Consider the following 14,920-nt stretch of genomic DNA (forward strand, 5'->3'; position numbering starts at 1 on the left):
CCCATGACACCCTCCAGGAACCCCGCGCCGTGGAAGGACAGCACACTCGGGCTCCTCGCCCAGGGCTACGCGTGGCTGCCCGACCGGATGCGCCACAGCCCCGACGGCACCGTCCGGTGCCGCCTGCTCGGCCGGCCCGCCGTCGCCCTGCGCGGCCCCGAGGCCGTCGCCTTCTTCTACGACGAAGCACACGTCGTCCGGACCGCGGCCCTCCCGGGCCCCGTCCTCGACACGCTCTTCGGCCGAGGCGCCGTCCACACGCTCGACGGCGAGGCACACCGGGTGCGCAAGGCGATGTTCGTGGCCCTCCTCAAGGAGGACGCCGGCGTCGCCGAGCTCGGCAGGATCGTCGGCCGGCGCTGGCGGGAGGCGCTGGCCGGTCCGCCGGGCCGACCCCTCGTGGTCTTCGAGGAGGCCGCCCGTGTCCTCGCCCTCTCCGTCCGGGACTGGGCGGGTCTGCCGCTCTCCGACCCCACGACCCTCGAGCTGGCCCGCGACTGCATCGCCATGGTCGACGGCTTCGCCACCGCCGGCCCCCGCCACCTGCGCGCCCGCTGGGCTCGCCGCCGCCAGGAGCGAGCCCTCGCCGACCTGGTCACGCAGGTGCGCCGGAGCCCGGAAGCGGCGACCGGGGGCTCGGTGGTGGAGACGGTGGCCCGGCACCGGGACGCGGGCGGGGACCTCCTCGACCCCCGCACCGCCGCGGTCGAGCTCCTGAACGTCATCCGGCCCACCGTCGCCATCGCCTGGTTCGCCGCCTTCGCCGCCCATGCCCTGCACCGGTGGCCCGACCGGCGCGAGCCGCTGCGGGCCGACACCTCGGGCGTCCACGCCGAGGCGTTCGCGCACGAGGTACGCCGCTTCTACCCGTTCGCGCCCTTCGTGGCGGGGCTCGCGGCACAGGACCTGACGTGGCGCGGTGGGGACATCCCCGAGGGCACCCTGGTCCTGCTCGACCTGTACGGCCAGAACCACGATCCCGCCCTGTGGGAGGACCCGTACCGGTTCGACCCGCACCGGTTCACCCGACCCGGCCGGCCGCCGAACCCGCTGGACGTCCTCGTCCCCCAGGGAGGCGGCGACGTGTCCCGGGGCCATCGGTGCCCGGGCGAGGACATCACCGTCACGGTGCTCGCGGCCCTCGCGACGGAACTGGCGCGGCTCGACCACGACGTTCCCGAGCAGGACCTCACCATCCCCCTGCACCGCGTCCCCACCCTCCCCGGCGGGGGCTTCGAGCTGCGCACGCGGTGAGAACCGATCCCGGAGCGTGCTGTCATGACCCAGAACCGAGAGCTCGCGATCGTGACGGGCGCGTCCAGCGGCATCGGCTTCGAGCTGGCCCGGCAGCTCGCCGAGCGCGGCTTCGACCTGATCGTGAACTCGGCCGACGGGGACCGGCTGCGGTCCGCGGCGGACGAGATCAGGCGACGGACCGGGGCGGACGTGCGGCCGGTGCGGGCCGATCTGCGCAGCTACGCGGAGGCGGAGCGGCTCGTGGCGGCGGTGGCCGCCACCGGACGTCCGGTGGCGGTCGCGGTGTTCAACGCCGGTGTCGGGGAGGGCGGAGCCTTCCTCGACACCGATCTGGAGGACGAGTTCGAGATCATCGATCTGAACGTGCGCTCCACGGTGCACTTGGCCAAGCGGCTGCTGCGGTCGATGGCCACGGCGGGCGCCGGGCGCGTGCTGATCACCTCCTCCATCGCCGCCACCATGCCGGGTGCGTTCCAGGCCGTCTACAACGCCTCGAAGTCGTTCCTGCAGTCGTTCTCCCAGGCGTTGCAGAAGGAGCTCCGGGACACGCCCCTGACGGTGACCGCCCTGATGCCCGGCCCCACCGCCACCGACTGCTTCCGCCGCGCCCACATGGAGGACACCAGGGTCGGCCGGGGCAGGAAGGCCGATCCCGCCCTGGTGGCCGCGCAGGGCCTCGACGCCCTCTTCGCCGGCAAGGACAAGGTCGTCGCCGGCACGCTGAGGACCAGGGCGCAGGCGGTGGCCGCCGCGTTCCTGCCCGACCGCCTCAAGGCGGAACTCCACCGCCGGGTGGCCGAACCCGGATCCGCGGACCGCTCCCCCGCCCGGCGGGTCACGTCCGTCATCCCCGGGCGGACGGCTCGTCCGCCGCGCGGTCGCCGCTCTCGCCGACGCTGACCAGACCGGTCTCGTAGGCGACGATGACGGCCTGCGCGCGGTCGCGCAGCCGGAGCTTGGCGAGGATGCGGCGGCTGCCCGCCTCCGTCATCGACGTGTACGGCGCGGGCACGCTCGTCGCGCTCGCCCTGGGCGGCCTGCTCATCGCCCTCCTCGGCGCCCTCCTCCCGGCCGGCTGGGCGGCCAGGACGCGCACGGCGACCGCCCTGCGCACCGAGTAGGCCGCGGACGCGCGCGGGAGGCCGACGGCGGGCGGACCGCCGCCGGCCTCGCCGCCGCGGGGGCGGGACCACCGTCAGGCCCCGCCGTGCGCCGTCGTCCCGAGGGCCTCGAAGCGGGTGGAGGCGCTCCGCCGCGGCAGGCGGTAGACCTCGCGCCCGGTGACGGCGTACAGGATGGTGGCGTCGCGGACGGCCCCGGTGTCGAGGTTCGGGGCGGAGACGCCGTGGTCGGTGGCGGGTCCGCTCATCGGGGCATGTCCTGCGGCGTGCGCGGGCGGATCATCAGGGCGGCGGTCTTGTCGGGGAACGCGACCTCGCCGGCGGGCCGGAAGCCGGCGGCCTCGAAGGCCCTGAGCGAGGGGCCGTTGTGCACGTCGGGCTCGGCGACCACGCGGGTGCAGGCGGCGTCCGCGGCGAGCAGGCCGTCGGCGAGGGCCCGCAGCAGCGTCCGGCCGAGGCCCCGCCCGGTGCGCCCGGCCTCGCCGATGGCGATGTGGACGCCGAGGTCGTGGGGCAGCTCGGGGTAGTGGCCGGCGAGCCGGTCCCGTAAGACCCGGTACACCTCGATGTACGCGAGCGGTTCGCCGTCCAGGTCGACGAGGACGGGCAGGATCGCGTCGCCGGCCAGATGGCCGGCGATCTCCTCGTGCCAGCGCTCGCGGGGCCACGCCTGGTGCCAGTACGCGTCGATGTGCGGGGCCTGCATCCAGCCGTGCACGAGGTCCAGGTCGGCGCCCTCGGCGCGGGCGACGCGGGCCGTCCAGCGGCCGGGCAGCACGGGCAGCGGCGGTCCGGGGACGGTGGCGCCGCCCTGCTCGACGGTGCTCATCGGGCGGCCTCCCGCAGGGGGTTGGGGGCGTCGAGGTAGACGGACTGGGCATCGAGCGGGGCGAGGACCTCGTCGATGCCGTGCAGCCGGGTGAGCAGGTTGCCCTTGCACGGCAGGGTGTCCGCGGTGAGCCAGCGGCGGGCGAGCCGGTCGCCGTCGGGGCCGGCCGCGGCGAGGGCGGGGAGCGCGGCGCGGAGCCGTTCGGCGAGGACGGCGAGCAGTCTCCGCTCGTCGGCGAGGCCGTCGACGGCGAGGCAGCCGACGACCGACAGGGCCTGGTTGCGCAGCAGGTAGTACGAGAGCCGGTCGTCGACCAGGGCGTCGTCGACGACGGCGAGGGTGGAGGTGTCGGCGCCGAGCCGCTTCAGGAGCGCGGGCAGGTGCGAACCGGCCAGGTAGTAGCCCTGGTTGTCGCGGAAGGCTGCGCCGGTGACCCGGCCGCGTTCGTCCAGGCGGACGAGGGTGTTCTGCTGGTGGGCCTCCAGGCCGATGCCGGTGGCGGCGTACAGGTGGAGCATGGGGACGAGGACGTGGTCGGTGTAGTCGGCCGTCCACCGCTCGGCCGCGCCGGGGCCGAGGGTGGCGACGAGCTCGCCGAGGGCGCTGCGGCCGAGGCCGGGGCGGGGCGCCACGAGGCCCACCAGGCAGCGCAACCGGTCGATGTCCCGGGGGACTTCGCGGACGGCGACGTCGAGGCCGGTGACCTCGGGGCCCTCGGGGCGGCCCGGTTCGTCGACGGCGATCCAGGCGGGGTCGCGGGTGATGGCGAAGCCCGGGTGGGCGGCGAAAGTGTCGTCCGCGTGTCCGGCGTCGAGGAGGCGGTTGATCTCCAGTCCGCGGCGGAGTTCGGTACGGGTGGACTCGCGGCGCGAGTTGGTGAGCCGCAGTCCGAGGGAGAGCTTCAGCATCACGTCGGCGTCCGGCCGGTAGACGGTCCGCACGCTGGACGTCGGCCACCAGGCGGGGCCGAGCTCGCCGAGCGGTTCCAGGGCGCCGGAGGCGAGGAGCGCCCGGACGCGGGGCCGGTGGGCCAGGTCGCGGGCCTGCCAGGGGTGGGCGGGGATGAGCACCCGGCCGTCGTCGGGGCGGTGTCCGGCGAGGTCGGCGAGGAGGGCGACGGCGTCGCGGCCGGCCAGCGAGGGCGCGCCGTCGACGGCGTCGTGGGAGACCACGGAGGGGTCGGCGGCGAACCAGTGCAGCCGGAAGGAGCCGCGCAGTTCGGGCGAGAAGGCGCGGGCGTCGTGGTCGGAGACGCCGTCCCGGCTCTTGGGCGCGGGGTGGTTCAGGTGGCCGAGGAGGAGGGACTGTTCGGCGTCGAGGAAGCCGTCCACGCCGGGCGGCGGCGCGGGGTGGGCGCGGCGGTCGTCGATGAACGCGGCGACCCTGCGGACGGATTCGGCGGTGCGCTCGACGAGGTCGGCGACCTCTCCGGCGGGGACTCCCCCGGGCCGGCCGCCGCCGCGCACGGCGGCCTCGGTGGAGAGCAGGGCGACGGCGGTCACCGGGTCGGCGGTGTCGCCGAGCGGGCCGCCGGGGCCCTCGAGACGGGTGGGGCCGAAGCGGTGCCAGCCGGTGGGCGAGCGGTGGGTGACCTCGGTGACGAGGGCCAGTCCCGCGGTGGGCAGCTCGACCCGGAGGGGGCCGGCGGCGACGGGGGTGTGGGTCTCGCGCAGCCAGCAGCGCAACAGCGCCTCGATGTGGGCGTGTTCGGAGGCGCCGCGGGCGTCTCGGGCGTGCAGGGGGTCGGCCTGGGTGGGGGGCGCCGTGGTGGTGGTGCTCATGCGGCGTCGTCCTCCTTGATGAGTCGTGCGCAGGTGCGGCCGGCGTCGAGGACGGCGTCCACGAGGGCGTCGATGTCGTCGGTGGTGGCGGTGGGGTTGAGCAGGGTGAACTTCAGGCAGACCCGCTTGGGCGTGCCGGGGCCGTCGGTGGCGGCCTCGGTGCGTCCGATGAGCGCGGTGCCGGTCTCCAGGAGGTGGCGGCGGAGGGCGGCGTTGAAGGCGTCGGCGGCGGCCGGGTCGGCGGTGCGGTGGCGGAAGAGGACGGTGGTGAGTTCGGCGGGGGCGACCAGTTCGAGCTCGGGCTCGGCCTGGATGCGGCGTTCGGCGTGCCGGGCGAGGTCGTGGCAGGTGTCGACCATCCGGCCCAGGCCGGCGCGGCCGTAGGTGAGGAGGGTGGCGGCGGCCTTCACGGCGTCGGGGCGCCGGGTGGTCTGGAGGCTGCGGCCGAGCAGTCCGTCGTAGCCGGCCTCGGAGTCGTCGACGGGGTTGAGGTAGGCGACCTGGCGGTCGAGGGCGGTGAAGGCGGTGGTGTCGGAGACGAGGAGCACGCCGGCGGCGGCCGGCTGCCAGCCGATCTTGTGCAGGTCGAGGGTGATCGAGTCGGCCAGTTCCAGGCCGGCGAGGCGGTCGGCGAGCCGGTCGGAGAAGAGGGCACCGAAGCCGTAGGCGGCGTCGACGTGCGTCCACATGCCGTGTCCGGCGGCGATCTCGGCGATCTGCGGGAGGGGGTCGACGGAGCCGAAGTCGGTGGTGCCGGCGGTGGCGACGACGGCGACGGGGGTGCGGTCGGGGCCGAGTGCGCCGAGGGCGGCGCGCAGGGCGTCGGGGCGCATGCGGCGCCGGTCGTCGACGGGGACGGGGTGGACGGCGGCCTCGCCGAGTCCGAGGGCGGCGCAGGCCCGGTGGGTGGAGAAGTGGGCGAGTTCGGAGCAGAAGACGACCGGTCCGGGCAGGGCGGCGACGCCCTGGTCGCGGGCGTCGATGCCGCGCCGGTGGGCGGCGGCGTCACGGGCGAGGAGCAGCCCCATCAGGTTGGAGAGGGAGCCGCCCGGGGTGAGGACGCCGTCGGCGCGCTCGCCGAGTCCGGCGAGGCCGGTCAGGGCGCCGATGAGCCAGCGTTCGACGGCGAGGGCGGAGGGGCCGGAGTCGTAGGTGTCGAGGGAGGCGTTGCCGGCGCTCGCGAGGACGTCGGCGGCGACCGCGACCGACAGCGCGGGCGGCTGGAGGTGGGCGGCGGCGCGGGGGTGGGACAGGTCGATGCCGTGCTCGACGAGGACGGTGGCGAGCAGGCCGAGGGCGGCGTCGGCGCCGAGTCCTTCGGCGGGGAGTTCGGCCGGGCCGAGCGCGTGCGCGGCGGCGGCGAGCACCTCGGTGGGTGTGCCGGCGGGGAGCGGGCCGAGGGGGCGGCGGGCCTTGGCGGCGGCGTCGACGGCACCGTCCAGGCGGGCGAGGACGTCGGCGAGGCCGGCGCGGGAGCCGGCGAGGAGCGGCGGCTGCGGGTCGGTCCGTGCGGGCAGGGTGCGGGTCGGGGGTGTCACGGCCGGTGCTCCTCAGCCTTCTGCGAGCGGGTTGGGGTGGGTGCCGTTCGGGAACAGCGCGTGGCGCAGGGCGCGGTCGCCGTAGCGGGTGACGACGACGCGGTCGCGGTTGAGCCCGTAGCGGGGGATCTCGGGGGTGAGCAGGTCGTATTCGGCGAATCGTTCCGCCAGCTCGGGGAAGCGCTTCTGGAAGTCGAGGATCGTCTGCCGGACCAGTCGCCAGAAGGTCTTCTCGGGGACGCCGAGCTGGTCGGCGCAGAGGGGCGCCAGATAGCGGAAGTGGCCGACGAAGACCTGGTCGACCACGTGCTGCTTGATGACGGAGGGGTGTTTGCGGGGCAGCACGTGGTCGTGGCCGTCGGGCTCGGGGCCGCGTTCGGGGACGTCGGTGAAGGAGACGCAGACGTCGTCGACGAAGTCCTTGAGGTAGAGCCGGGCCGGGACGTCGTGGTCGTCGTAGCCGATGAGGGTGTTCTGGCCGTGCGGGTTGAAGGTGACGCCGTACCGGTAGAGCACGTGCATGACCGGCACGAGGAGGGTGTCGAAGAGGCGCCGCAGCCACTCCTCCGGGTCGAGGCCGGAGGTGCGGACGAGTTCGGCGACGAAGGCGGTGCCGGCGCTGTCGACGTGCAGGAGCGAGGCGAAGGTGCGGACCCGTTCGCCGGGGTCCCGGCGGGCCGAGACGGAGTCGCGCCAGATGCAGCCCAGGGTCTCCAGGTGCTGGTACGGCGCCTGCTCGAGGGTGGAGAGGTAGGGGTGGCGGACCGTCACGGAGGCGACCTCGCCGAGGAAGGCGGTCCGGCACTCGTCGGTGAGGAACGGGTCGCGCTCGACGAGTCCGCGCAGCCACTGGGTGACGACGGGGGCGCCCATGGTGCAGTGCGGCGGGATGCCGCGCCAGACCAGGGTGTTGAGGATCTTCAGCGGGAGTTTGACGTCGTACCGGTCGGGCGTGGTGACGTTGGCCATCGTCCGGATGGACTGGCCGGGCAGGTACGCGTCGGGGCTCTCGCCGAGCGGGATGATCCGGCGCTGGGCCACGTCGGCGGCGTGCAGGGTCTGCACGGCGTGGTCCCACTGCCAGGGGTGCACGGGCATCCAGACGTAGCCCTGCGGGTCGACGCCCGCCGCGGTCAGGACCGCCGTGAAGCGGGTCCGGGTCTCCTCGTCCAACTCCCTTTCCAGGACGCTTTTTTCGGACAGTTCCGAGGTGCCACGGAACTCGGCGAGGCCGCGGTGGACGGCGACCCACAGGAGGTGCAGGGTCCGGGCGGACTCGGGGGCGTAGGCGCGGACGTCGGTGGCCGAGAAGCCGATGCGCCCCTTGTTGGCGACGAGGAGGTTGTGCCCGGTCATGCGGCACTCCAGCTCGGCGTGGTCGAGGGCCCGCAGTTCGGCGGCGGTCTCGCCGCCGTGGGTGAGGCGGGCGGCGTCGACGGCGAGGGTGGCGGAGAGCTCGGTGAAGTAGGTGGCGAGGGTGGAGGGGTCGCTGTCGAGGGTGGTGGCGGCCTCCATGAGGAACTGCAGGGCGTCCCAGGCGGGTTGGGCGATGGAGTTGCCGAGCATGCTGGTGGCGGTGCGGGTGATCGAGTCGGGGTCGACCCGGAGCCAGCCGAAGGCGCCGGGGCGGGCGCGGAAGGCGTAGGTGGTCCCGCTGGCGAGGCCGACGCGGTACTCCCCGTCGCCGGCGTCCTCCGCCTTCAGCATGTCCTCGAAACACCATTCGCCGATCGCCTTGGCGAGCAGGCGCCTGTTGGCCTCGCGCCAGGCGGCCGGGGCCACGTCGGGCAGCGCGGGCACGGGGTGGTCGGCGGGGTGGGTCATCGGGCGGCTCCGGTGTCTGTCTGGATTCGGTCCGTTCGGGCGACGGGACGCCCAAACGGCCGCTACATTAGGTAAGCCTTACCTAATGAGCAAGCTCAACTTTCGGCCACAGAAGGCGAGTTGACGCCCGAGGCGACGAGCCCCGCCGCCCGGAGCGGCTCGACCCGACCGCTCCCGGAGGTGTTCTCACCGGTGTCCTCCCGACGGCACGACCCCCGATGGACCTTCGCGCTCGTCAGCGCCGGCGGCGTCATGATGACCCTGGACGTGACCGTCGTGAACGTCGCGCTCTCCGACGTCGCACGCGACCTGGAGACCGGCCTGGACCGGGTGCAGTGGACGGTGTCCGCGTACTCGCTGGCCTTCGGCGCGCTGCTGCTCACCGCCGGCGCCCTGTCCGACCGGCTCGGCCGCCGCGCCGTCTTCACGGCCGGAATGGTCCTCTTCACGCTCGCCTCCGCCGCCTGCGGCCTCGCCCCGGACGCCGGCGCCCTCATCGCCGCCCGGACCGCCCAGGGCCTCGGCGGGGCCATGGTGTTCGCGCCGACCCTCGCCCTGATCGCCGCCGCCTACGACGGTGCCCGGCGCCGGGCGGCGATCGCCGCGTACGCCCTCGTCGCCTCGGCCGCCGGCGCGCTCGGACCGATCGTCGGCGGCCTCCTCGTCACCGGTTTCGGCTGGCGGTGGATCTTCCTGGTCAACGTCCCCATCGGCCTGCTGGTGGTGGCCGGGGCGCTGCGCCGGATGCCCGGGGCCGCCGCGCCCGACGACGGCCGCCCGCGCGTCGACGTCCCGGGCGCGCTGCTCGCCGTCGGCACCCTCCTCGCCCTGCACTATCCGCTGGTCACCGGCCCCGAGGCCGGCTGGACGGCGCCGGAGGTGCTCGGCTCCGCCGGGGCGGGCGTGCTGCTCGCCGCGGCCCTGGTGGCCGTACAGCGGCGCGGCGGCGGGCTGGTCGACATGACGCTGCTGCGGATCCGGGCCTTCTCGGGCGCCGCCGTCCTCGGCTTCCTCGCCCGGCTGTCCAGCCTGGGCATGCTGGCCTTCCTCACCCTGTGGCTGCAGAGCACGTACGGGTACTCCCCGCTCCGCACCGGCCTGCTCCTGCTGCCCCTGACGGGCGGGCTGCTGATCACCGGCCTGTTCGTGAACGGACTCCAGAAGCGCTTCCCCGCGCACGTGCTGGTGGCCGCGGGCTTCGCCGCACAGGGCCTCGGGCTGCTCCTCCTCGCCCTGGCGGGGGCCGGCACCGGCCAGGCGGTCCTGGTCACCGGGCTCGCGCTGCTGGGCGCGGGCGGGGCCGTGATCTTCCCGCCCCTTATGGGCGTGGCGGTGGGGACCGTGCCCGAGGAGCGGGCCGGGATGGCCTCCGGGCTGACGAACGCCTGCTATCCGCTCGGCACCGCCACCGGCGTGGCCGTCTTCGGCGCGGTGTTCGCCGCCCGGCTGGACAGCGGCCTCGGGGCCGGTCCCACGGCCGCCGCGCCGGTGCGTGAGGCCGTCGAGACCGGCCGGTTCGACCTCCTCGCGCCGGCCCTGCGGGCTCCGGCGACGACGGCCTTCTCCGGTGCCTTCACCGCCGTCTGCCTGGCCGCCGCGCTGGTCTGCCTGCTCGGCGTGGCCGCCTCCCGCGCCCTCAGGCCCGACCCCGGTCCGTCCGGCGCCGTCCGGGAGCCGCGCCCCCGCGCCCGGGCCGCCCGCGCCTCCTGAGGCACCGGCGGCCCGGACGGGGGGCGGGTCAGACCTCCCGGGTCCGGCGGAGCAGCCAGACCAGGTAGGGGGCGCCGAGGAGGGCGGTGACGATGCCGACCGGGATCTCCGTCGGGGCCAGCAGCCGGCGGCCCAGGGCGTCGGCCGAGACGACCAGGACCGCGCCGAGGACGGCCGCCATCGGCACCATGCGGGCGACGCTGTTGCCCACCACCCGGCGGGCCAGGTGCGGGGCGACGAGCCCGACGAAGCCGACCGCTCCGACGGCCGCCGCGGTACCGGCGGCCAGCACCGCGCCCGCGCCGAGGACGAGGAGCCGGGCGCGCCCGAGGTCGAGCCCGAGGGCGCGCGGCAGCTCCTCCCCGAGCGCGAGCAGGTCGACCGGCCGGGCGGCGATCACCAGGAGCAGCGCGGCGAGGGCGGGCAGGGCGAGCCAGCCGAGGGCGTCGAAACCGCGGCCGTACGTGCTGCCGGCGAGCCAGCCGAGCGCGGCCCCGATGTTCATCTGGGCGCCCACCACCATGATGTTGACCAGCGCCATCGAGGTGGCGGCCGCGCCGATGCCGACGAGCACGACCCGGGTGGGGTCGATGCCGCCGCGGCCGCCGCCGCGGGTGCCCCGGGCGACCAGCACCACGAGCACCAGCATCAGCACGCCGCCGAGGCCGGCCGCCGCGGGAAGGGCGGCGAGCGGCGCCGACGGGACGAGCAGGATGACGGTGACGGCTCCCAGCGAGGCCCCGCCGGTGACCCCGACGAGTCCGGGTTCGGCGAGCGGATTGCGGACGACGGACTGGACGGCCGCCCCCGCGACGGCGAGGCAGGCCCCGGCCGTGGCGGCCACCAGGACGCGCGGCAGCCGGAAGGAGACCACGGCCTCGGTGAGCTGATCGGCGGAGCCGGTCAGCCAGGCGCCGAGCCGGCCCCAGCCGACGGGGACGTCGCCGACCCGCAGCGACACCGCCATCGCGAGGGCCAGGGCGAGCAGCCCGCCGCCCAGCGCGACGGCGTAGCCGGGCGCCCGGCGCCGGTCGGAGACCGCCACGGCCGCGCCGGTGTCGGCGTCGCCGGTGCTCACCCGGCGGGCGAGCAGCATGAAGACCGGCCCGCCGATGAGGGCGGTGACGACGCCGACCGGGATCTCGGCGGGCTGGGTGGCGGACGGGGTGACGACGACCTGGGCGGCCGCGTCGGCGCCGAGCACCAGCGCGGCGGAGAGCAGCGCCGCCGTCGGGATGAGCAGGGCGTGGGCGCGCATGCCGAGCTGGCGGGCGACGACCGGGCCGATGAGGCCGACGAAGCCGATCGGTCCGGCGAGGGAGACGGCGGCGGCGGAGAGCAGCACCGCGAGCAGGAAGGCGGCGGGCCGGATCCGTTCGACGCGGACGCCCATCGCCTGGGCGGTCTCGTCGCCGAGCGCCAGCAGGTCCAGCGGCCGGGCCAGGAACGGTGCGGCCAGGACGCCGACGGCGACGACGGCGCCGAGGGTGAGCGGCCGTTCCAGACCGGACTGGAGCAGCGTGCCGTTGCCCCAGAAGAACAGCCCGCGGGTGGCCTGCACGTCGAGCATCTGGAGGAACTCGGCGGCGGAGGTGGCGGCCAGGGCGACGGTCGCGCCGGCGAGCAGCACCCGGCCCGGGGTCAGGAGGCCGCCGCTGGTCAGCAGGTAGACCAGGCCGACCGCGAGGAGCCCGCCCAGGAAGGCCGCGCCGCCGGCGGGGACCGGACCGAGGCCGATGCCGGTGTACGCCACGAGGACCACGGCGAAGTACGCGCCGGCGTTGACGCCGAGCGTGTCGGGGGCGGCCAGCGGGTTCCGGGTCGCGCCCTGGACGAGCGCGCCGGACACGCCGAGGGCGACGCCGACGACGAGGCCGGTCAGGGTGCGCGGCAGGCGGCTGCCGAGGAGGACGTCCTCGGTGCGGGCCTCGCCGTGGCCGAGGAGCAGGTCCAGGATGTCGCCGAGGCCGACCCCGGAGGCCCCGAGGCCGAGGTGGACGACCGCGACCGCGGCCAGGGCGAGGGACAGGCCGCCGCCCACGAGCAGGGCCCGTGGGCGGCGGCCGAGCGGACCGGCCGGAGCGGCGGCCTTCAGTCCTTCCGCGACCATCAGACCTTCAGGGCCTTGCCGGTCTCGTCGAGCACGTGCTGCGCGGAGAGCGGTCCGCCGAAGAGCCAGGTGCCGGGGTCCAGCGGCAGCGCCTTGTCGTTCTTGACGAAGTCCAGGCCCTTCCAGACCGCGTTGCCGGCGAGGTCGCCGGTGAACGGGTTGTCGTTGACCGCGGCGACGTACAGGAAGGTGGCGTCCTTCTCGACCTGTGTGAGGCCCTCGACGCCGACGGTGGTGAGGCCCCAGGCGTCGGCCTGGCCCTTCCAGCCGTTCTTGAGGCCGGCCAGGTTCAGCACCTGCGCGGAGATGGCGTCGTCGCCGAGCATCCGGACGGAGGCGGCGCCGTTGGCGGTGAAGCCCTGCGCGAGGGCGTACGTGAGGCCGCTCTTGCCGGCCTTGTCGAGCCGGCCCTTGAGCTCTGCGGCCTTGGTGTCGATCCCGGCGCTCACCTCGGCGGCCTTGGACTCCCTGCCGACGGCCTTGGCCAGCTCGGTGAAGTTCTTCTTCATCGTGGCCAGTTGGGGCTTGGTGGTGTACGTGAACGACAGGACGGGCGCGATGGCCCGGAGCTGCTTCAGATGGGCCTTGGAGCGGTCGTCGTCGACGACGATCAGATCGGGCTGGAGCGCCTTGATCTTCTCCAGGCTGGGCTCGTTGCGGTTGCCGACGTCGGTGACCTGGGCCGGCAGGTCGGCGCCCTCGGCGGTGATCCAGGTGGCGTAGCCCTTGTTGTCCGCGTTGCCGACCGGGGCGACGCCGAGGGCGACGAGCTCCTCCGCGTACGTCCACTCCAGAGTGACGACCTTCGTCGCGGGCTTGTCCAGCGAGACCTCGCCCTGGGCGGTGTCGACGGTGATCGCGCCGGTGGCGGTGGTGTCCCCGGTCGCCTTCCCGCCCGGGGAGCCGTCGTTCGACTCGCCGACCGTGCCGGATCCGCAGCCGGCGGCGGTGAGCGCGAGGGCGAGGGCGGCGCCGCCCGTGACGAGGGCGCGCAGCATTCTCTGCATGGTGTCTCTCTTCCGTGTGTACGGCACGTGCCGGTGTGTCGTGGCCGTGCGGAAAGCCGCGGTCGGCGGAACAGCCGCCGCGTGGGGCGTACGCCGTGGAGTCAGGAGGCGGCGGAGGCTTCGGCGCGCCGGGGGAAACAGGCGAGGTGCCCGGTCGCGGGGTCGCGGACGACATGGACGCGCAGCCCGAAGGCCCGTTCGATGACCTCGGGGGTGATGACGTCGGCCGGGGAGCCGGCCGCCGCGACGCCGCCGTCGGCGACCACGACGACCTCGTCGGCGTAGGCCGCCGCCTGCGTCAGGTCGTGGAGGACCACCCCGCAGGCGATGCCGTACTCGCGGGCCAGCCGGCGCACCACGTCGAGCACGTCGAACTGGTGCCGCATGTCGAGGTAGGTGGTGGGCTCGTCGAGCAGGAGGATGTCGGCCCGCTGCGCCAGCACCATGGCGAGCCAGGCGCGTTGGCGCTCGCCACCGGAGAGTTCGTCGAGCCGACGGTCGACCAGGGGGCGCGCGTCGGTGACGTCGAGGGCCCAGTCGACGGCCTCGGTGTCCTCGGCGGTGTGCCGGGCGAGGGCGCCGCGGTGGGCGTACCGGCCGTGGCGTACCAGCTCACGGACCGTCACACCGGCGGGCGACTGGGAGGACTGGGGAAGAAACGCGAGGCGCTGGGAGAGCGCCCGGCGGCCGAGGGAGCCCAGCGGCTCGCCGTCGATCCGCACCTCGCCGCCGAGCGGCGGCAGCAGACCGGCCACGGTGCGTAACAGGGTGGACTTTCCGCACCCGTTGGGCCCGACCAGGACGGTGATCTCACCGCTCCGTAAGGACAGGCCCACCCGCTTCAGCACGGTGTGCCCGCCGTGCCCGACGTCCAGGTCACTCGCCACGAGGCGGACATCATTCATGGGACACCCCCTTCCCTCCCCTCGCCGGAACCGACCGCGCCACCATACAACTTAGGTAAGGCACGCCTAACGGTTCGCGTAGTCCCCTCCCCCGCTTGTGACCATGTCGAGACCTCCCGCACTCCCACGCGCCCCACCACGCACCCGCAACCCCCTTGCGGAGCAGGCGGTTTGGGCCACCGCCGATGCGGCGCGGCCGGACCACGCGGGAGCCGGCGTCACTCGGAGGGCTCGGCGTCGCGGCGGGACCGCGCCGCCCTCCGCCTGCCGTACACCACCGCGCCGCACACGCCGAGGAGCAGGACCGCCACCGCGGCCACCCCGAGCGCCGTCCGCTCGGCGAAGAGCCGCGCCAGCACCGCGAGGAGACCGAGCCCCGCCGTCGCGTAGACCAGCGCCCAGGCCGCTCCGCCCACGAACAGGGCGGGGAGGTAGCGCGGCAGCGGCATCCGCATGCTGCCGGCGAGGAAGTTGGCCGCGGTCTGGAAGCCGACCGTCAGGAAGGAGACGGCGACGACCGGCGCGCCCCAGCGCTGGATGGCCCGTTCGGCGCGCTGGAAGCGGGCGGAGGAGATCCGCCCGGCGAACCTGCTGCGCCGGGCGCCGGCGCCGGCCAGCCAGCCGACGGCGAAGGTCCCCCCGGCCCGGAGGAGCACGATGACGTACAGGCCGGCGGCGGTGAGCGCGATCTTATCCACGGCGCCCCGTCCGGGTCGCCGCGCGGGCCGTGGCCCGCGTCGCCCGTGCCGCGCGCGCCGCCCCAGCGGGTCCACGGCGGACAGCCGCCCGGTCTCCGTCCGTCACCTTCGCTCCGCCTCCGCCCGCTCCGTCCCCCGCC

At 75.3% G+C, this 14,920-nt stretch carries 12 protein-coding genes and 2 pseudogenes; 4 read left to right on the forward strand and 10 right to left on the reverse strand.

Annotation, left to right across the window (positions count from 1 at the left end; genetic code table 11):
• Window positions 1-3 precede the first annotated feature (3 nt).
• Window positions 4-1,254: a cytochrome P450 gene (locus ABFY03_RS05925; protein WP_346169379.1), complete on the forward strand. Its 1,251-nt coding sequence runs from the start codon at window positions 4-6 to the stop codon at window positions 1,252-1,254.
• Between the two features lie 24 nt (window positions 1,255-1,278).
• A complete protein-coding gene (locus tag ABFY03_RS05930; protein WP_346169380.1) occupies window positions 1,279-2,157 on the forward strand; it encodes an SDR family NAD(P)-dependent oxidoreductase in 879 nt (292 codons plus the stop codon).
• Here the strand turns inward: ABFY03_RS05930 and ABFY03_RS05935 are convergent.
• Window positions 2,102-2,227, reverse strand: a pseudogene (locus ABFY03_RS05935) (DNA-binding response regulator); the annotation flags it as partial. The gene ABFY03_RS05930 and the pseudogene ABFY03_RS05935 sit on opposite strands and share 56 nt — an antisense overlap.
• Here ABFY03_RS05935 and ABFY03_RS05940 point away from each other — a divergent pair.
• Entirely contained in the window at window positions 2,223-2,378 is a 156-nt protein-coding gene (locus ABFY03_RS05940; RefSeq protein ID WP_346169381.1) for a hypothetical protein, read from the forward strand. The pseudogene ABFY03_RS05935 and the gene ABFY03_RS05940 overlap by 5 nt on opposite strands.
• Before the next feature lie 74 nt (window positions 2,379-2,452).
• Here the strand turns inward: ABFY03_RS05940 and ABFY03_RS05945 are convergent, their stop codons facing one another.
• The 5 genes from ABFY03_RS05945 to ABFY03_RS05965 are packed head-to-tail and all read right to left on the reverse strand — an operon-like array spanning window position 2,453 to window position 8,350.
• Window positions 2,453-2,626, reverse strand: coding sequence for a hypothetical protein (locus tag ABFY03_RS05945; RefSeq protein ID WP_346169382.1), 174 nt, complete (start codon window positions 2,624-2,626; stop codon window positions 2,453-2,455).
• A complete protein-coding gene (locus ABFY03_RS05950) occupies window positions 2,623-3,207 on the reverse strand; it encodes a GNAT family N-acetyltransferase (protein WP_319013043.1) in 585 nt (194 codons plus the stop codon). The genes ABFY03_RS05945 and ABFY03_RS05950 overlap by 4 nt, the downstream gene beginning before the upstream one ends.
• Window positions 3,204-4,988 carry an IucA/IucC family protein gene (locus ABFY03_RS05955; protein WP_319013042.1) on the reverse strand — a complete coding sequence of 595 codons (1,785 nt, stop codon included), beginning with the start codon at window positions 4,986-4,988 and terminating at the stop codon, window positions 3,204-3,206. Before ABFY03_RS05955 ends, ABFY03_RS05950 begins: the two co-directional genes overlap by 4 nt.
• Window positions 4,985-6,526 carry a pyridoxal phosphate-dependent decarboxylase family protein gene (locus ABFY03_RS05960; RefSeq protein WP_319013041.1) on the reverse strand — a complete coding sequence of 514 codons (1,542 nt, stop codon included), beginning with the start codon at window positions 6,524-6,526 and terminating at the stop codon, window positions 4,985-4,987. The genes ABFY03_RS05955 and ABFY03_RS05960 overlap by 4 nt, the downstream gene beginning before the upstream one ends.
• Before the next feature lie 12 nt (window positions 6,527-6,538).
• Window positions 6,539-8,350, reverse strand: a complete 1,812-nt coding sequence (locus ABFY03_RS05965) for an IucA/IucC family protein (RefSeq protein ID WP_346169383.1) — start codon at window positions 8,348-8,350, stop codon at window positions 6,539-6,541.
• Window positions 8,351-8,542: 192 nt separating this feature from the next.
• Between ABFY03_RS05965 and ABFY03_RS05970 the strand changes: the two genes are divergently transcribed.
• Window positions 8,543-10,060, forward strand: coding sequence for an MFS transporter (locus ABFY03_RS05970; protein ID WP_346169384.1), 1,518 nt, complete (start codon window positions 8,543-8,545; stop codon window positions 10,058-10,060).
• Window positions 10,061-10,088: 28 nt separating this feature from the next.
• On the opposite strand, the gene ABFY03_RS05975 is transcribed toward ABFY03_RS05970, so the two are convergent.
• From ABFY03_RS05975 to ABFY03_RS05990, 4 genes and pseudogenes are all read right to left on the reverse strand, one after another.
• Window positions 10,089-12,170: an iron ABC transporter permease gene (locus ABFY03_RS05975; protein WP_346169385.1), complete on the reverse strand. Its 2,082-nt coding sequence runs from the start codon at window positions 12,168-12,170 to the stop codon at window positions 10,089-10,091.
• Complete coding sequence (locus ABFY03_RS05980; protein WP_346169386.1) at window positions 12,170-13,177, reverse strand: ABC transporter substrate-binding protein; 1,008 nt, start codon at window positions 13,175-13,177, stop codon at window positions 12,170-12,172. Before ABFY03_RS05980 ends, ABFY03_RS05975 begins: the two co-directional genes overlap by 1 nt.
• A 380-nt stretch (window positions 13,178-13,557) precedes the next feature.
• A pseudogene (locus tag ABFY03_RS05985) lies at window positions 13,558-14,082 on the reverse strand (ABC transporter ATP-binding protein); the annotation flags it as partial.
• Between the two features lie 218 nt (window positions 14,083-14,300).
• Entirely contained in the window at window positions 14,301-14,780 is a 480-nt protein-coding gene (locus tag ABFY03_RS05990; RefSeq protein WP_319013036.1) for a DedA family protein, read from the reverse strand.
• Between the last annotated feature and the right edge of the window lie 140 nt (window positions 14,781-14,920).

The organism is Streptomyces roseofulvus (assembly GCF_039534915.1).
Classification (GTDB): Bacteria; Actinomycetota; Actinomycetes; order Streptomycetales; family Streptomycetaceae; genus Streptomyces; species Streptomyces roseofulvus.